Origin of the sequence: Corynebacterium sp. KPL4035 (assembly GCF_037908325.1) — a bacterium.
In the GTDB taxonomy this organism is placed as follows: Bacteria; Actinomycetota; Actinomycetes; order Mycobacteriales; family Mycobacteriaceae; genus Corynebacterium; species Corynebacterium kefirresidentii.
Window position 1 is genome coordinate 71,557 of record NZ_JBBMGF010000007.1, and the last position, 17,066, is coordinate 88,622.

Annotated in this window: 13 protein-coding genes and 2 tRNA genes; 8 read left to right on the plus strand and 7 right to left on the minus strand. The window is 58.1% G+C overall.

Annotated features, from left to right (window positions below; genetic code table 11):
- Positions 1-267: 267 nt before the first annotated feature.
- The 3 genes from WMP96_RS07745 to gltX all read right to left on the minus strand — a co-directional run bounded on the left by WMP96_RS07745 (position 268) and on the right by gltX (position 2,190).
- Positions 268-340: transfer RNA gene (locus WMP96_RS07745), tRNA-Glu, on the minus strand.
- A 38-nt stretch (positions 341-378) separates the two neighbouring features.
- A tRNA-Gln gene (locus WMP96_RS07750) sits at positions 379-450 on the minus strand.
- Positions 451-696: 246 nt separating this feature from the next.
- The gene (gene gltX, locus WMP96_RS07755) at positions 697-2,190 is read right to left on the minus strand and encodes a glutamate--tRNA ligase (RefSeq protein ID WP_340432798.1); all 1,494 of its coding nucleotides are present in this window, start codon (positions 2,188-2,190) and stop codon (positions 697-699) included.
- Between the two features lie 232 nt (positions 2,191-2,422).
- On the opposite strand from gltX, the gene WMP96_RS07760 reads away from it, so the two are divergent.
- Genes WMP96_RS07760 through WMP96_RS07790 form a run of 7 tightly spaced genes read left to right on the plus strand, consistent with a single transcriptional unit; the run spans position 2,423 to position 11,988 of the window.
- Positions 2,423-4,864, plus strand: coding sequence for a choice-of-anchor M domain-containing protein (locus WMP96_RS07760; protein ID WP_301716148.1), 2,442 nt, complete (start codon positions 2,423-2,425; stop codon positions 4,862-4,864).
- Between the two features lie 36 nt (positions 4,865-4,900).
- Complete coding sequence (locus WMP96_RS07765; RefSeq protein ID WP_301716149.1) at positions 4,901-6,502, plus strand: choice-of-anchor M domain-containing protein; 1,602 nt, start codon at positions 4,901-4,903, stop codon at positions 6,500-6,502.
- The gene (locus WMP96_RS07770) at positions 6,502-8,013 is read left to right on the plus strand and encodes an anchored repeat ABC transporter, substrate-binding protein (protein WP_301716150.1); all 1,512 of its coding nucleotides are present in this window, start codon (positions 6,502-6,504) and stop codon (positions 8,011-8,013) included. The genes WMP96_RS07765 and WMP96_RS07770 overlap by 1 nt, the downstream gene beginning before the upstream one ends.
- The gene (locus tag WMP96_RS07775) at positions 8,006-8,884 is read left to right on the plus strand and encodes a choice-of-anchor M domain-containing protein (protein WP_023021690.1); all 879 of its coding nucleotides are present in this window, start codon (positions 8,006-8,008) and stop codon (positions 8,882-8,884) included. Before WMP96_RS07770 ends, WMP96_RS07775 begins: the two co-directional genes overlap by 8 nt.
- Positions 8,877-9,605 carry an anchored repeat-type ABC transporter ATP-binding subunit gene (locus tag WMP96_RS07780; protein WP_239205634.1) on the plus strand — a complete coding sequence of 243 codons (729 nt, stop codon included), beginning with the start codon at positions 8,877-8,879 and terminating at the stop codon, positions 9,603-9,605. Before WMP96_RS07775 ends, WMP96_RS07780 begins: the two co-directional genes overlap by 8 nt.
- Positions 9,602-10,510: an anchored repeat-type ABC transporter permease subunit gene (locus WMP96_RS07785; protein WP_023021692.1), complete on the plus strand. Its 909-nt coding sequence runs from the start codon at positions 9,602-9,604 to the stop codon at positions 10,508-10,510. The genes WMP96_RS07780 and WMP96_RS07785 overlap by 4 nt, the downstream gene beginning before the upstream one ends.
- Positions 10,507-11,988: a choice-of-anchor M domain-containing protein gene (locus WMP96_RS07790; RefSeq protein ID WP_340432728.1), complete on the plus strand. Its 1,482-nt coding sequence runs from the start codon at positions 10,507-10,509 to the stop codon at positions 11,986-11,988. The genes WMP96_RS07785 and WMP96_RS07790 overlap by 4 nt, the downstream gene beginning before the upstream one ends.
- Positions 11,989-12,072: 84 nt before the next feature.
- Here the strand turns inward: WMP96_RS07790 and WMP96_RS07795 are convergent, their stop codons facing one another.
- On the minus strand, positions 12,073-13,176 hold the full coding sequence (locus tag WMP96_RS07795) for an alpha/beta hydrolase-fold protein (protein WP_301716153.1): 1,104 nt from the start codon (positions 13,174-13,176) through the stop codon (positions 12,073-12,075).
- Positions 13,177-13,276: 100 nt separating this feature from the next.
- Here WMP96_RS07795 and WMP96_RS07800 point away from each other — a divergent pair, with 100 nt between their 5' ends.
- A complete protein-coding gene (locus tag WMP96_RS07800; RefSeq protein ID WP_023021695.1) occupies positions 13,277-14,380 on the plus strand; it encodes an isochorismate synthase in 1,104 nt (367 codons plus the stop codon).
- Here WMP96_RS07800 and WMP96_RS07805 read toward each other — a convergent pair.
- From WMP96_RS07805 to WMP96_RS07815, 3 genes are all read right to left on the minus strand, one after another.
- Positions 14,377-14,898, minus strand: a complete 522-nt coding sequence (locus tag WMP96_RS07805) for a class I SAM-dependent methyltransferase (RefSeq protein WP_340432801.1) — start codon at positions 14,896-14,898, stop codon at positions 14,377-14,379. The genes WMP96_RS07800 and WMP96_RS07805 overlap by 4 nt on opposite strands.
- 46 nt (positions 14,899-14,944) lie before the next feature.
- Positions 14,945-15,754 (minus strand): fumarylacetoacetate hydrolase family protein, encoded by an 810-nt coding sequence (locus WMP96_RS07810; RefSeq protein WP_049360951.1) that lies wholly within the window; start codon positions 15,752-15,754, stop codon positions 14,945-14,947.
- Positions 15,755-15,935: 181 nt separating this feature from the next.
- Positions 15,936-16,955, minus strand: coding sequence for a 3-isopropylmalate dehydrogenase (locus WMP96_RS07815; protein WP_301716154.1), 1,020 nt, complete (start codon positions 16,953-16,955; stop codon positions 15,936-15,938).
- Positions 16,956-17,066 lie beyond the last annotated feature (111 nt).

The window sequence follows — 17,066 nt, forward strand, 5'->3', positions numbered from 1 at the left end:
TTGCAGTCTATGCCTGTACTTGCAGGACTGGAAGGGGTTCGCGCAAGTTCGCAGTGGTCTTAACCCTGGTCTTACCGGCGGCGCGTCGCTGCCTGCGCGAAAGCTACCAATGGTCCGGGGTTAGGTTATATCCAGTCCCCCATGCTTGACCACATCTCCACGTGATTTTTAGACGACACGTCGCAATCGATACCTCCCCCCTTTAAGCCCCGAAAAGATACCGCCTCGGATATGAAAAATCCTCCAGCACTAAGCTGGAGGTCTTTGTACCCCGTACGGGATTTGAACCCGTGTTACCGGCGTGAGAGGCCGGCGTCCTAGGCCGCTAGACGAACGGGGCATAGAACTAGTGAGCCTGCCATTAAAGCATTTTCACTGCTGGCCTACCAGGACTCGAACCTAGAATGGCGGTACCAGAAACCGCTGTGTTGCCAATTACACCATAGGCCATTTGCTGACTCGCTAGGGAAGCTAACTGCCTTTCAGCCGTTCTCCCTTGCTCGCTGCAACGTGTAATAACTATAATGATCTTCGCGTAAACTGCCAAATCGCCAGCGCATAACGCTTTTTCAGCCCATAAAGGCGGCATTAAAAATGCGGTGAATGACAGTGCTGTAGTTCAGCCGTCATCCACCGCGCTAACGCGAGAGGAGTTCTTAATCCCAGCGTTGACTGCAGCGCTTGCCGCAGCGTTACCTACTGCGCCGCCGGGACGTAGGGAGTCACCTTGCGTGCGGCACGCAGGCGGGCCAAGGTAGATTCCTTACCCAGCAGCTCCATGGACTCAAAGAGCGGTGGGGAAACCTGGGCACCAGAAATAGCTACGCGCAGCGCACCATAAGCCTTACGAGGCTTCAGCTCTAGGTCTTCAATAAGCGCCTGGGAAAGGGCCGCCTCGATATTCTCGGTCTTCCACTCGGCAACGCCTTCGAGGGTTTCAATACCTACCTCCAGAGGCTGCACGGCCTCTTCCTTGAGGCTCTTCTTCGCTGCCTTCTCATCGAGTTGAAGTTCCGCATCTGGGGTAACCAAGAAGCTCATGAGGCCATAAGCATCGGAAAGCGTCTTGATACGGGTCTGTACCAGATCTGCCGCGAAGGCAAATTTCTCGCCGTCATAGTCGGCCGGGAAGTCGGTGTATTCCGTCAGGTAGTTGCGCAGACGGAAGGCAAACTCTTCTGGTTCCAGCTGGCGGATATGGTCGGCATTGATAGCCTCGAGCTTCTTCTGATCAAAGCGGGCCGGATTCCCCAGCACATCGTGGACATCAAAGTTCTTCACCAAATCTTCCATGCTGAAAATATCCTGGTCTGCAGACAGCGACCACCCTAGCAGGGAGAGATAGTTAAGCATGCCCTCCGGGATAATGCCATTATCACGGTGGTTGAACAGGTTGGACTGCGGATCACGCTTAGAGAGCTTCTTATTACCCTCGCCCATCACGAACGGTAGGTGACCAAACTCTGGAGTGAACTCGGCAATGCCGATCTTCTGCAGGGCGTCGTAAAGCGCGAGCTGCCGCGGAGTAGAAGACAGCAGATCTTCACCGCGCAGCACATGGGTGATGCGCATTAGGGCATCATCCACCGGGTTAACCAGGGTGTAGAGCGGCGCACCGTTGGAACGAGCAACCACGTAATCCGGCTGGGTTTCAGACTTGAAGGTCATTTCCCCGCGGACCAAGTCAGTCCAGGTCCAGTCCTGATCCGGCATGCGTAGGCGCCACACCGGCTTGCGGCCTTCGGCCTCAAAAGCGTCGATCTGCTCCTGGGTGAGATCACGGTCAAAGTTGTCATAGCCCAACTTCGGGTCACGGCCAGCCGCCTTGTGGCGCTCCTCTACCTCTTGGGCGGTGGAATATGCCGGGTAGACAAAGCCACCTTCGATGAGCTTGTCTAGGACTTCCTTGTAGATGTCCATGCGCTGGGACTGACGGTAAGGCTCGTGCGGGCCACCAACATTGATGCCCTCATCCCAGCCCAGCCCGAGCCAGGTCAGGGAATCAATGATGGCCTGGTAGGACTCTTCAGAGTCACGGGCGGCATCGGTGTCCTCGATGCGAAATACCAGCTTTCCGCCGGTATGACGGGCGTAGGCCCAGTTGAATAGTGCGGTGCGCACCATGCCTACGTGCGGTGTGCCGGTTGGGGATGGACAGAATCTAACGCGTACTTCAGTCATGCCCACCATCGTAGTGGAGCCGCCGATTCCAGTCCGCACCAGCCCAGGCGCCCCTGAAACCTGCCCGGCGCGTAGCGGTTTGCAGTTTATTCCTACACGCAAATTGGGGTAATTGGAAATAGGTTTCACTACAAAACCACAGGTCAATGAAACTGACTTCCATTAGGGCTAACAGGTTATGGGAATCATTTTCTATAGTTTCTGGTGAACTTGTGAGAACTGTAGAAAGGCCTTCCCAACTGTGGCTTCCCCACGCACCCGTTTCCTTGCCACGCTGAGCACGTTGGCGCTAATCACTCCCGCCACGGCTGTCGCGGGCCCGGATGATGGCAAGCACATCGCTACCAATACCCACGTTGACTCCCCCAAGTCTTTCTGGGAGAACAACGATTTCGTCCTGAAATCCGAGTTTGGCGGTCAAGAGCCCCCGATAGCCGACACCGTTGCCTGGGTGGGCAAGGGCTACAGCGCCACGGATAACAGCAACCAGTATCTCTATACGCTTCCGGCAAACGGGACCCAAGACTACATTGGGGCACCTGGTACAACCTACTACACAGCGCCGCACCAAGTATCCGGCAATACTTCACCCATTTGGCTGGGCTTTGGCGCCGATACCTCCTTGCCCACGGACAAATTCCGTGACGGGGTCGCGTTCCTTGATTTGCTCAGCGTCGATGGCCCCGGCGAGGTAGAGCTTTTTACCAATAAAGATGATGAGGCCGGCACCCAGCTGCACCGCATGCTCGGTTCCTTCCCGGATTCGCCGCACTCTGCTTACCTTGTTGCCGGCACGCATACGCACAACTCCACGCTGTTTACCAAGCCCGGACGATACCGCCTGACCTACCGCACTAGTGCGCGCGGAAGGGACGGCCAGCTCATAGCCAATGAGCCACAGACCACCACCATCCAAGTGGGCGGGCAGAAACCCAAAGAAGAAAAGACGCCGAGCCTCAAGGAACGCTTCGCACAATCCGCAGCCGGTAACGCCGCTGCTGCAGGCTACAGCCTGCGCATGGCGCCGAAGTCCAATCCCGAAAAAGACGGTGATGACAAGCTCACCACCATCTCTTTCGATGCCAAGAACAAGGCGCAAGGCACCCTTACGCTGCTTATCGACGGCTACTTCCTCACCGACCTTCCCGTTAAGGATGGGCATGCTCAGTGGGACGAATACATGGGCCCCGACCCTTCCCAGGTGCAGGCTGTATTTACCTCAGAGGGTGATGCCCCACGCTGGATATCCCAACCTCTTGACTTCCAACCCGGTAAATCCAGCCACACCGATTCTTCTGCCGCCGCTGATACGTGGCAGGAAACCTCCCAGCCGCGCCAGCTTGCCCCCACCCAGGAAACCGAGCTAAAGGAACTGGGCTACACCATCCGCATGCGCAAGCAGGGCGATGGCGGCACCAAGATCGTGGTGGATACCGAAGATAAAAACTTCAACGGCCTACTCACCGGCGGGCTCTATGACACCAAAGGGGCGAAATACCCCACCGTGGATCTGGAAACCCCTATTACTAATGGCCACGGCGAGGTCTCCTTTGATGAGGGCGAGTACTTCAAGGGCTATTTTGCCAAGGTTGACCTCTTCCCCCATTCCACTCTGAAGGCCGGACATGCCAGCAGCGTAATCACCGAGTCCTTTGCTTTCGGCGAAAATTATGAAGTCAATGGGAAGTTTTCTACTTCCACTGACGAACCGGAGACTACTCCCGGCGAGCAAGGTACTCCGTCTTCAGCGCCGCAGCCAGGCACCGAAAAACCGCAAACCGGCAATGCACAATGCAGCGACAAGTACCTATTAGACCGTGGGCATGTAGATATCAAGGCCCAGCCTGCCGAGGGAGGCTTTGCAACCGTTCTGCGCGATGACACGGCGCAGGTAGACAAGAAATCTGTTGACCGCAAACTCGATGATGTTGTACTCGGTGTACACGATAATGCTCTTACCCCACGCAATAAGAAGCTCGCGGGCAAGGAGTTTGATTTTCTAGGAAAGCCCGGTGAGCGCTTCTATCACCTGCCGCAAACCCAGGACCAAAACATCATTTGGCCAGGCTATAACACCCAGGATCTGGACTATTCCTTAACCAAGGACAATGCCGTCAACCTCAACTTGAAGCCCACCTCCACGCCGGACGGCGCCGAGTGGGGCGCATTCATCGATGGCACCCATGGTAAGGGCTTTTCGGTCCTCGCCAATTCTGCGGCTAAAGACTACACCATCGAAACCAACTTTCCGGCCCATACCCATACGCACTGGGCCTTTTCCAAGCCTGGCTTGTACACCTTTGAGGCCACCTATACGGCCACGGGCACAGACGGCAAGGAGCTAAAGTCCGCGCCCCAAACCCTCACCTTTGCCGTGGGCGATAAGACGTTGGATTCCTGTTCCTTCCGCGCGCCGGGCACCTCTGGGAGCGGAGAGCCCAGCGAAAGTCCAACGGATAGGCCTTCCGCGGAGCCTTCCCAGAAGCCTTCCACCCAACCATCCACCCCAGATACGCCGGACAAGCCAGCTCACCCCGGTAGGCCAGAAGAGCCGACAGGTTCCTCATTTAGCCCGTGGAGCCTGGTCCTCCCAGCGGTTCTCGTGGTGGTTTTCAAGGCCTTTTATAACTTCTTCCGCGATAACGAGGACCTCATCCGCAAACGCTTCGGTCTCAACTTCTAAGCCTCTTCTACCCCACCAACTAGACGGGAAACCACAATGCATCATTCACCCTCCTTTGCCCCTCGGCGCGTCCCGCTGCGGCGCCGATTCATTCACGTATTCGCCGCCGTCTTTGCCACAGCACTGGCCTTCTTCTCCCCCGCCGCGGCACTTGCCTTTGATGAGGTCTTCGACTCTGGCCACGTAGACGCCTTTTATGTCACGGCCCCAGATGGTCAGCTACACCTATCGATGAAGGAAGACATCACTGGATCGAGCGTTCCACGCTCCGGCGATGATGTGGTGCTCAAGGTTGTGGAGGACGCTTGGTCCGATGCCACCGAGGCCGTGCCGGAGATCGGCCAGCCCACCTATTTCCTGCCGCAGACCCAGGATCAACGCATCATTTGGCCGGGCTGGGATACCCAGCCTGCACGCGATGGCGGCTTTGACAACGTTGACCTAGAATTCGCCGAAGTTTCCGGCCCGGGTTCTGTTTATGTCTTTGAGACCAGCGGCTTTGGCGATGTGAAGACGGTGACCGATTCCGGCTCAATGGAGCTCACCAGCGGCGAGGTCATCAACCAGCCCAATCCTGCTCACCGGCACGTCAACTGGGCCTTTAGCGAGGCCGGCACGTACACCATGACGGTGCAAGCCCATTCCAACGGCGAATCCAGCAATGCTGTGACCTACACCTGGGAGGTGGGCGACGGCGGCGAAGCATCCGCAGCCGATCGATCGGCTGATACCGGCGAGGTTAGCAATGACCAAGAAGCTACGAGCACCCCGCGTTCAGCAGACAAGGGCGGCGCTGCAGCCGCAGATAAATCCGGTGCAGCTACGGATAAAGAGTGCACCCCGGGTATGACGCCGCAAATCAAGGACGATACTGTCTCTCCTTCCCAGTGGCGCGATGCTGATGGCGCTACCTTTTATCTCTCCGATAAATCCAGCGTCGATCTGCCCCAAGAGGTAGGCCCAGTGCCAGCTGGTCAGGCGTGGATGATTGGTTCTACCCAGGTCGATGGCGTGCCGTGGCTCGGTGCTAATACCCAAAGTCCGACCATGCGCGAGAATATCCCTGGCGATGTCACCTGGGAGTTAGCAGGCTTCAAGGGCCCTGGCCCGATGATGGTCTACTCCCAGGGCGGACTGGGAAAGATTGTGGGCGATGAGTGGTTCCGAGGCAATGCCGATGCGGCGGAGGGCACCTATTCGATTGCCCCCAATACGCACGTGCACCCCAACTGGGTCTTTGGTGCGCAGGGCACCTATGACGTCACCATCCGCCAGGTGGCCAAGACCGATGAGGGCAAGCAAGTCGCCGGCGAAGCGACACTTCACTTCGTGGTCGGCGGCGACAAGCCGGCGGAAGCCTTTGACAACGGGCACTTCGACTTAGGCGCTGCGGTAAATCCGGAGGGCGGAGACTGCGGGGATGGTGCTGCGGCAGGTGGGGCGTCGGCAAGCGCTGGTGGCTCTTCCACAAGTACCGGAACAAGCACTGGCCAGGCCGCGCAGGCCCCCAGCAAGGGCGGTTCTTTAGCCAATACGGGGACTCCCATTGTTCCCTTTGGCATCGGAGCACTGGGCTTGGGCATGCTCTTCCTCGGCCTGGGCATTGCCCGCCTAGCTGTAGCTAAGGCAGCGGACTAATGGCGCGTGCGCTTTCCCATAGACGCAGGCTTCGGACCATTGGCGCGCTGCTGGGCTCCTGCCTGCTGGCCACTGGTTGTGCCCCCTCGGCCGCGTTGGATGCTGGAGACGGAGAGAAATTCACCGTGGTGGCCACCACCCCGATCCTCGCGGATCTCGCGCGCAACATTGCGGGAGAAGATGCCCGCGTACAAAGCCTTATCCCCAGTGGAAAAGATCCGCATACCTTTGAGCCAACGCTACGCACGGTACGCGATGTTGCCAATGCCGACTTGGCGCTGAGCAATGGCTACTTGCTGGAGCCGCAGTCTCTCATCGATACGCTGCACGAATCCACCGATGCCCCCGTGGTGGAAGTCGCCGATGCTGCCTCCACTCGCGGTGCCACTCTCGTGCCGCTGGTAGAAGATGTCTCGCTCGAGGCAATTTGGCTGGGCCTGCGTATCAGCGGCGCACAACAGCGCTCTTCCGGAGTGGACTTCCGCATGGTCTCTGCCGACGGACCAGGTAACGTCGCGGCCTATGTGGTCTCTACCTTCGGCACCCCGGAGGTCCTTTTTAACTCGGCCGATGGCATCGATGAAAAAGAAGACTCAGTAACCCTGCCGGCCAACGCCCACACGCACGTCTCTTGGGGATTTTCCCAGCCAGGGATCTATCACCTCGGGTTCCAAGCAGACGGCACCGACGTCCAACACCTCACTGTGGCCGTGGGAGTAAACCCACCTAAAGGCATGCAAGTGATAGATTCCGGACACCTGGATATTGCAGGTGACCTAGCCAAGCACAGCATTGACTTGCGCGATCAGGACAAGCGTTTCGACCCTGCCACCACCGTGGTGTCCATCCCCTCTTCAGTGCTGCAGCCCATTCCGCTTGATCCTGCCTACCGCTTCCTGGGCAGGCCGGGCGCGGATACCTACCTATTGCCGCAGGCGGTCCTAGGTAAGCACATCCACGGCGAGGTGGACCCGCACCTATGGCACAACGTGGACAACGCCATCGCCTACGTCGATGTCATTGCCGAGGAAATGGCGCAAGCAGATCCTTCCCACGGGGCGTCCTACCGCCAACGGGCGGAGGCCTACACCCAGCGCTTGCGGAATACGGATACCTATGTTGACCGCGCCATTTCTTCTATCCCTAAAGAAAACCGGCACCTCGTGACGACCCACCACGGCTACGCCTATCTGGAGCAAGGATATGACATGTCGGTGGCCGGCTTCGTCACTCCCAATCCGGCCATCGAGCCTTCCCCACGCGAAGTCATTTCCTTGCGCCGCACGCTGGAGAACCTACATCTGCCAGCGGTGTTTGTAGAACCCGTGCAGCAGGCAAGCGCCGAGACATTGAAGCAGGCTGCCGCGGAGCAAGGCGTGGAGCTGTGCCCCATCTACGGCGACACGTTCGATGACACCGTCAGCTCCTACATCGAACTTATGAAATTTAACGCTGATTCCCTTCAGCGCTGCCTCACCCCCACCCCCACCGATGGAGATAAAAATGCTTAAATTCGCTACTCGTACCGCCACCCGCACCGCCGCCTGCGTCCTTACTGCAGGCCTGGCATTTTCTACCAGTCCTGCTTGGGCGGGCGACCTCGCCCAGGTAGTCGGTGCCGATGAACACGTTGCCCCACAAGGCCAGGAAAAGGTCATCGATACCGGTCACGTAGACGTTGGTGCCCTGCTTGATGGCACGGATTCTGAGCTTATGGCCCGCGATGATGCCGGCGATAAGCCAGTCTGGCGTCACCTGGATGACCTCGTGTTTTCCGTGGGCGATAAGGCACAACAAACCCTTCCCGATACAGATGACTTTGGCTTCGTTGGCGCTGAATCCGGCGATAAGGTCTGGGTAGTTCCCCAAACCGAACAAGTCGGTGTTCCCTGGCTGGGGTGGAATACCCAGGCGCCCTCACTTGTCGACGCCGCCGATCGTGGAGTCACCATGGAATTTCTCGGCCATTCCGGGCCAGGCGATTTCTCCCTCTTCCTGCAAAACGGCGGCTTCGAAGCGCCACAGCTCTTGTGGTCCACCGCGCAGAAGAGCGACGAGGACTTCTGGGTAGACCTCAATACCCACACCCACGCCAACTGGACGTTTACGGAGCCAGGCACCCATCAGGTAGGCATCAGGGTAAAGGGCAAGACCAAGGACGGTGCCGATTTCAGCACCGATGGCGTACTCACCTTCGCCGTGGGCGATGATGCCGACGTCCAAGCGGCCCAGGACACCACCTGGAATCCAGACGATGCCCAGACCGCGGGCTCCTCTATTCCCACCTGGGTCTTTGTCCTCGCCGGTGTCGGCGCCGTAGTACTGCTACTGGCCCTGGGACTCGCCCTGCGTTCAGCCAAGCGGGGCGATAACCGTGGCTAAACCGCTTATTTCCGTTGCTGATCTCAACGTCTCGCTCTCGCACCACAGCGTCATCACCGATGCCAACCTCACTGTCTGCCCGGGCGAATTCATCGGGCTCCTCGGGCCCAATGGTGCTGGTAAGACCACCCTCATGCGCGCGATTTTAGGGCTCATTCCTTCCTCCGGAACTCGCAGCATCTCCGGCACTGTGGGGTATGTTCCCCAGCGCCACGAGGTGGAATGGGGCTTTCCCATCAATGTCTATCGCACCGTTCTCAGCGGCCGCACCGGCCTTATCGGCTGGCTCAAGCGACCGCGCGCCACGGACCACGCCGCGGCGGCAGAGGCGCTTCGTTTGGTTCACATGGAAGAGTTTTCTACCCGCCCCATCGAAGAACTCTCCGGTGGTCAACGCCAGCGCGTGCTCATCGCCCGGGCACTCGCCACACAACCACACGTGCTGCTGCTCGATGAGCCCTTTACCGGGCTAGATGCGCCCAATACCGAATCGCTCCTCGAGCTTTTTGAAGAGCTTTCCCACCGCGGCACCTCCATCATTATGTCCACTCATAACCTTTCTGAAGCCGCACATTCCTGCCACCGCCTCATTCTTTTTAACGGCACCGTGGTAGCCGATGATTCCGCTTCGCGCCTTCTTCGCCAGACGGATCCGTGGACGCACACCTTTGGCGTGCGTGCCGGTTCGCCTTTGCTTTCTTCCATTGGAGTCTCCGCATGATAGAAATTTCCTTCCTCGATTTCCTGCGCGACCTGGTTAATCCCCACCTTGACTTCCTCGCTCGCGCGGTAGGCATCTCCTTGCTGGCGGCCATCGTGTGCGGCGTCATCGGCTGCTATGTCGTGCTGCGCGGCATGGCCTTTATTGGCGATGCCGTCTCCCACGCGGTATTTCCTGGCCTAGCCATTGCCTTCGCCCTGCAAGCCTCGGTGCTCGTGGGTGGCGCAGTCGCCGGTGCGGTTGTGGCCTTGCTCATCGCCGCCTTTTCGCAGCGTCGCCACGTACGAGCGGATTCCATCATCGGTATCTTCTTCGCCGCGGCCTTCGCCTTGGGCATGGTGATCATCTCGCGCACCGATGGTTATAGTGCCTCGTTGACAAGCTTCCTCTTCGGCTCACTCACCGGCGTATCCCGCACCGATATCATCATCGCGGCCTGCGTATGTGCCGTGGTTATCGCCATCGTTATAGCCTTTGGCCCCCAACTCAACGCCACGTGCTTGGACCGGGAAACTGCCCGCGCAATGGGCTTGCCCGTCTTTGTGCTGGATATCATTTTGTACCTGTGTGTCACGGCTGCAGTGGTCATTTCCGTAAGCACGATCGGCAATATCTTGGTCCTCGCACTGCTTATCACTCCGGCCGCGACGGCACGCCTACTTAGCGCAAACCTCACGACCATGATGTGGCTATCCGCCCTCATTGGCGCGCTATCTAGCTTCCTCGGTATCTACCTAGCATGGGCCATTGATTTACCGGCCGGCGCCACCATCGTGCTCACCCTCACCGTCATTTTCTTGGGCGTTTGGGCTATCCACCCACTGCTCGGCGCCCGCAAGCACGCAGGTGCCTCGCTTTCCGACGCCCCACACCCCACCCCACGAAAGGAATCCGTCTCCTCATGAAACCTGTCTGCCGCACCGCGGTGGCCCTTGGCGCCGCCGGACTTATTAGCCTCGGCGCCCTTCCGCGAGCGGGAGTAGAACCCTTCGAGCCCGCCACCGCATATGCCGAAGAATCCACCGAGGAATGCTCTTCCAACGACTTCGACCTCCTCACCAAGGGCCACCAGGACATGGCGCTCAGCGGCGATTCCGGTGATCTCAGCTTCACGGTGAAAGATGATGACAAGGGCATCGAACATGACTCTGAGTCCTTCGCCATTGAGGTATCTGATGGCCTTAAACAACCGCTATCGGAGCTCGGTGATTCTTCCCTGCCCGATGAAGGTTGGATTCTGCCGCAAACGCAAGACCCCGATGCTCCTTGGCTAGGTTTTAATACCCAAGAGCTGTCTCAGGATCTCCTCGCCGCTGGAGATACCGCTAACTTGAGCATGGCTATCGCACAGGGCCCCGAAGATGGCCGCATCCTGGCCTACCAGGTGAATCTTGGTGACCCCAAGGTGCTTATGGACACTGCCGATGGCTCTGCCTGGGACTACCCCGGCAACTCCCATTCCCACCCGGCCTTTGCCTTTACCGAGCCGGGTACTTACGCGGTGAGCTTTACCTTCGAGCTTCCCGACGGCTCCCGCCATCACCTCCATGCTGGCTTCCTCGTCGGCGAGCAGGCAGATGCGAAAGATCTATGCGGCGTGGACTATACCGATGCGGACGCTGCTACCGGCAACGGTGGCGACTCAAATAGCCGCCCCAAGCAACTGGAAAAAGACGTCAAAGACGTAGACAAAGCCATCGCCGGGCTAGACAAAGAACTCGACAATACCCTGCAGGAGGGCCAAAAATTCCTAGAAGGTGGCAAGCCACAAGAAGACAAGAAGGGTTCTGACGAGGACAGCGCGGGCAAGCGCCAGCAGCCCTCCCGCACCAAGGAAAAAGACGCTGGGAAGGATGGAGCGCCACATAAGACGCCGTCCACGGGTTCGGCTCACGCCTCTGGTACTACGCGAAAGTCTGGTGCTGGTTCTGGGGCTACGACCCACCATTCGGCTAGCCGTGTCAATGATTCTGCCTCCACTGCGAAATCCGGAAAAAGCGGAGGCGCTGGCACGGGCTCACACCGTTCTGCTTCCACCAGCGGTTCTTCCCACTCGACGGCCAAAAAGTCCACCGGCTCTCGGGACGCAAAGTCCGCAAAGCGTACCAAGGGCAAGGCCGCAGGCACCGCTGGTGCAGAGAGGGTGCCGGATGCCGGCGCTGCGGAAGGCAAAAACACTGGAAATGTACTGACTAATGCCGCTGCGTATACCGCCACCCTGGCTAAAAGCAGCTTCTGGGCGGGCCTTTTAGCCGGACTAGGCGCATTCGCTCTGGTGCTCGGAATCGGCCTGCTGGTCTATGTCCGGTTCTTCCGCAAGAAGAAGGTCCCAGCGCAGCAGCCGGCCGATGATGCCACGGCCCACTTGCCGCGCGTCGACTAGCGCAGTGCTAGTTATCGGCCAACCATAGAACGAGGCCCAGAGGATCTCTCCTCTGGGCCTCATCCGTGGCTAAGAGCCGCTGTTTTATACCCTGGTCTTGGACGAGAGGAAGTCCCAGACCACCTTTGGAGTATCTGGCTGCCAGAACCAGGTGTGGTCCTGCGGAACCTTGACCAGCTGTACGTCCTTCTGGCAACCATTAAAGTTCAGGCGTTCGGAACCGCCAGCCTCTGGAGTCGCCTGGAAGGTCATGTCGCATCGATTGCGTTTCAGGTAGCCGCCAAGCACCGTGCGCACCGGTAAGTAGCCAGCCTCGTGCCGGTCACCGCCTTCATAGGTCATCATCTTGTCATTGACGCCATGCATGATGAGGGTATTCATCGGCGCATCGGCACAGTTAACCTCGACCGGATTATAAAAAGCACCCGAGACCATGGCTACAGCGGCGAAGGTATCTTGGGCGTGGCAGCCCAGCACTGAGGTAAAGCCGCCGCCATTGGACATACCCATGGCATAGACGCGGTTGCGGTCAACGTGGTAGTCCTTGTCCACAGAGTCAAGAATGCGTTTGATGAAGCGGATGTCCTCACCGTCGTGCGTCTTGGCATAAGGTGCTGCCTCCCAAGCACGCTCAAAACCCTCCGGGTAGACGATGATTGCCTCATTATTAGCTTCAGTAGTCTGCATACGTGCGTAGCTGGAATAGTTTTCCGGGGAATCTCCCCATCCACCGAAGCCGAAAAGAACAGGCGCAGCCTTTTCCGGCGAATAGTTATTGGGAATGCGCAATAGATACCTGCGGGTCTTTCCCTCGTGCTCCATAGTGAGCGACTGTATAGAGCCCGGCTTAAATGGCGGGTTGGGGTTGATGCTGGTATCTACCATCGCTGGCCGCGGTGCCGGCTCCGGAAGCGATGATCCCTCAGGAGCAGGTGCCGGGTTGTTTTGGTCAGCACCTTTATCTGCTGGTGCCGGGGTGGATTCTTTCACGCCTTCTGGAACGAGGTGGGATCCATCTGGCTGCGGAATAACCGGCTTCGCGTTTTCGGGTACCGGCCCCGGTGCCGGTGCAGGTGCAGGCGCTTCTTGCGCGTGGGCAGGAGACACGCTCAGCAGCGCCCCGCAAGCCAGCACACCAACAACAATCAGGTAAAGGAAATAGCGAAGAAAATTAGTAACATTAGCCACAAGGTTAAAACTAACCACATTTTTCACTAGAGACACTGTTTACACGCCCAGTGCACACTCAATTCTGTAAGAAAAGCCCAAGGCATTAAGCTATATTTTCATGCACGAAGACAGACCAAGCACCGCCCCCGATTTTTTGCTCTCACGGGCAACGGGGTCTGTCCGTACCCAAGGGGCGCGCCACACTTTTAATGACGCCGATGCGGCAATTTCCGCTCTCCGCAGCAAGGATGTAGAGATGGTCGTCGGTGCGATCCCCTTCGATTCGGACACCCCCGCGGCACTAACCGTACCGGAGGCCATCATCCGCGAAGAGGGCCCGCTGGAACCGCACGCTTATTATCGCAACCAGAGTTTAAGCTCCCGCGTAGTTGGCTTCGATCCAGAGCCTGAGGAACACCTTCGCCGCGTGGAGGCAGCCATCGGCACGATTGAAACCTCCAAACTAGAAAAGGTAGTTCTAGCCCGCGCGGTAGACATCGAATTCCCTGAAGCCATCGATCCGCGCCTCGTGGCGGCGCGCCTTATCGATCTCTCCGCCAACCGTGACGGGTTCATTGCTGATCTCTCTCCCGCTGGAAGGCCGGGCGCGATGCTTGTCGGCTCCTCCCCGGAGGTTCTAGTCAAGCGTCAAGGCTCGACTGTGTCAGCCTTTCCCTTGGCGGGTTCGTCTCCGCGCCGCGCCTTGGCGGCCGAGGATCACCTCGCAGGACAGGACCTCTTGCATTCTTCCAAGGATCTCCACGAACACGCTTTTGTGGTCGACCACCTGCGCCGGGCGCTCACCCCATTGTGCGAGCGACTAGATATTCCGGACGTCCCACAACTGATAAGCACAAATGAAATGTGGCACCTTGGCACGCCGATTTCCGGAACGCTCAAGGATAAAGACTTGACTGCGCTCGAGCTTGCCCTAGCGGTCCATCCCACACCGGCTATCTGTGGCACCCCGGCCGAAGCCGCCCAAGCCCTTATTGAGACTGCGGAGACTGACCGTGGTTTCTATGCCGGCGCGGTCGGCTGGTGCGATAGTTCAGGTGACGGCGAATATATGGTAGCCATTCGCTGCGCAGAGGTTGCCGGCGATGGACTCTCCGCACGCGCTTGGGCTGGTGGAGGCATCGTCGGCGATTCTGATGCCCAAGCGGAGTTGGAAGAAACCACCGCTAAGCTGCGCACCATTTTGAAGGCGCTAAGCCTCTAGCCCACGCGCTTGGCGACGAGCACGACGTCGGTGCGGTGGTACGCACCTGCACCTTCAGCCAAGTGGCGCTCCCGGCGGGCTAGGGTGACAGTTTCCAATTCGCGCAGGTTGTGCGCCAACCATTCCGGCATCGCCAGTTCTGTGGACTCCATATCGTGGTGAACAAAAAGCAGTGTTCCCCCTGGAGCTACCAAGTGCTCAAGCTTTTCGACCTCTTCCGACGTTGCGCGTATCCCACCGTAGTGGACGCTTACCAAGTCAAAGGGCTCATGGCTAAAGCCACTAAACATAGCAACCTGTGCGGCAACGCCGAGGGCGCGAGTGCGGGCTACGGCCGTCGGGGCGAAGTCAATGCCCAACACATCCCAGCCGTGGTTTTTAAGCCAGAGCGCGTCCGCACCTTCTCCACACCCAACACCGAGGGCCGTGCCAGGCGCGAGCTCCGCAGCATAATCGACAAGGGTGGAGTTCGGTTTTCCCGACCATACTTGATCAGTGCTGCGGTACCGCTCCTCCATTTCCGCGGGAGTGGGAACGTAGGGGCGATGCTCGCTCTGGTGGGAGTTATGCACGGTCGATGGAATTGCGTAGGGTTCCCAGGCCTGGGATCTCGATTTCGATGGTATCCCCCGGCACCATCGGAGCGGTGCCCGCCGGTGAACCAGTAGTAATGACATCGCCGGGAAGCAAGGTATAGGCGGCGGAAATCTCTTCTAAGATGCCGCCCATCTTCACAATCATCTGGTCCGTATTGGAATCCTGCTTTTGCTCACGAGAGCCCTCATGTGTCAGGTAGGCATTAATCTTCTGGTCATCCAGATTCAAGCTGTCCAGATCCGTCTCAATCCATGGGCCGAGCGGGCAGAAAGTGTCGATCCCCTTGGCACGAGCCCATTGTCCGTCCTTGAACTGCAGGTCACGGGAGGAAACATCATTGCAAATGGTGTAGCCCAGTACGTGGTCTTGCCAGTTCTCGGCCTTGATATTCTTCGACGGTTTGGAAATGACTACGGCAAGCTCGCCCTCAAACTCTACATTGGTGGCATAGTCTGGGATCTTGATCGCGGCATCCGGGCCGATGACCGCGGTGGACGGCTTAATGAAGATGGTGGGCGGCAAGCTATCGGCAGACTTCTTGAAGACTTCCGCAACGTGGTCCGCATAGTTGCGGCCCAGCGCCACAACCTTGGTAGGCAGGGTCGGCGCCAAGAGGCGAACCTCGTTAAGCTTCCACTCGCGCCCGGTTGGCTCCGGCGGAGTGAAAGGCGTGCCAGCAATTTCTTTTGCTACTAGCTCTTGCATCGGGGCGTCTTTCGGCCCATCGATAATGGCGAAACAGATTCCTTCTGGGTGTGCAATTCGTCCTAAACGCATAACGGTAATCCTACTCAATCGCTCCCTTTACATGTGTGCAAAGGTTACGGTGTTAATTAGTTAATTTGAGTAAATTGCGGTGTTCTTTCAAACGCCATTGCAAGCCCCTGGAAGAGGGGATGAAAGCAACCGTTCGGATCCGGGGGCGTCGGCAAGCGCATCGTGCAGGGCAGGTTTGCTCCTATGTAGCTAGGGCGCGCGAAAGTCGGTCGCCGACGTCAGTGGTATTCACCGGCCCATCGCCGCGTTGGGCAACGTCTTGCGCCACCGCATCCTCTATCCGTTGCGCATTGGCTTCATCGCCTACGTGTCTAAGGAGCATGGCCGCCGACAAAATAGCAGCCGTCGGATCCGCAATCCCCTTCCCAGCGATATCCGGCGCAGAACCATGGACCGGCTCGAACATCGAGGGATTCGCTCCTGAAGCATCAATATTTCCGGAGGCAGCAAGGCCAATGCCACCCACTACGGTACCGGCAAGATCGGTAAGAATGTCTCCAAAAAGGTTATCGGTGACTATTACGTCATATCGCGCCGGATCCGTAACCATATAAATGGTCGCAGCATCAATATGTTGGTAATCCACCTGAACCTCTGGAAACTCAGCGGCGATGTCATCGACAGTGCGCTGCCACAGCCCACCCGCATTGACCAATACATTGGTTTTGTGCACCAAGGTCAGGTGCTTGCGGCGCTGCTCAGCCCGCGCAAAGGCATCGCGCACTACGCGCTCCACGCCAAAGCGGGTGTTTTGTGATACCTCACTGGCCACCTCATGCTCAGTGCCCTCGCGCAAGGTACCACCGTTTCCGCAGTACAGCCCCTCGGTGCCCTCGCGCACCACCACAAAATCAATGTCTCCAGGATCGGCCAACGGCGAAGAAGCAGTGGGATACAGCTTGGAAGGACGGAGGTTTACGTAGTGATCCAGCGCAAATCGCATCTTGAGCAATAGCCCTCGCTCCAATACACCTGGAGGCACTTTACCCGGGGCACCAATAGCCCCCAATAAGATGGCATCGTGTTCGCGGAGACTAGCTAAATCCGCATCCGTGAGAAGCTCCCCGTTGCGTAGGTAGCGCCGGGCACCAAGGTCATACTCGGTGGTGTCAATATCGGAGCGAACGGCATGCAGTACCTTGAGAGCCTCAGCCGTTACCTCGGGCCCAATACCATCCCCACCAATTACCGCAAGTTTCATTATGTAGGATTCCTTTCTCATAGAGTGGATTTAACCAACTCTATCAAAAAGGACCCGCGCAGCGCAGGAAGTTACCTGTCACTACGCGGGATATGCTCCACGGATTCTGCA

Bases quoted from the DNA above. Each gene is read 5' to 3' on its own strand.
- gltX (WP_340432798.1), bottom strand. From the start codon at position 2,190: ATGGTGGGCATGACTGAAGTACGCGTTAGATTCTGTCCATCCCCAACC.
- WMP96_RS07765 (WP_301716149.1), top strand. From the start codon at position 4,901: ATGCATCATTCACCCTCCTTTGCCCCTCGGCGCGTCCCGCTGCGGCGC.
- WMP96_RS07770 (WP_301716150.1), top strand. From the start codon at position 6,502: ATGGCGCGTGCGCTTTCCCATAGACGCAGGCTTCGGACCATTGGCGCG.
- WMP96_RS07775 (WP_023021690.1), top strand. From the start codon at position 8,006: ATGCTTAAATTCGCTACTCGTACCGCCACCCGCACCGCCGCCTGCGTC.
- WMP96_RS07785 (WP_023021692.1), top strand. From the start codon at position 9,602: ATGATAGAAATTTCCTTCCTCGATTTCCTGCGCGACCTGGTTAATCCC.
- WMP96_RS07790 (WP_340432728.1), top strand. From the start codon at position 10,507: ATGAAACCTGTCTGCCGCACCGCGGTGGCCCTTGGCGCCGCCGGACTT.
- WMP96_RS07800 (WP_023021695.1), top strand. From the start codon at position 13,277: ATGCACGAAGACAGACCAAGCACCGCCCCCGATTTTTTGCTCTCACGG.
- WMP96_RS07805 (WP_340432801.1), bottom strand. From the start codon at position 14,898: ATGGAGGAGCGGTACCGCAGCACTGATCAAGTATGGTCGGGAAAACCG.
- WMP96_RS07810 (WP_049360951.1), bottom strand. From the start codon at position 15,754: ATGCGTTTAGGACGAATTGCACACCCAGAAGGAATCTGTTTCGCCATT.
- WMP96_RS07815 (WP_301716154.1), bottom strand. From the start codon at position 16,955: ATGAAACTTGCGGTAATTGGTGGGGATGGTATTGGGCCCGAGGTAACG.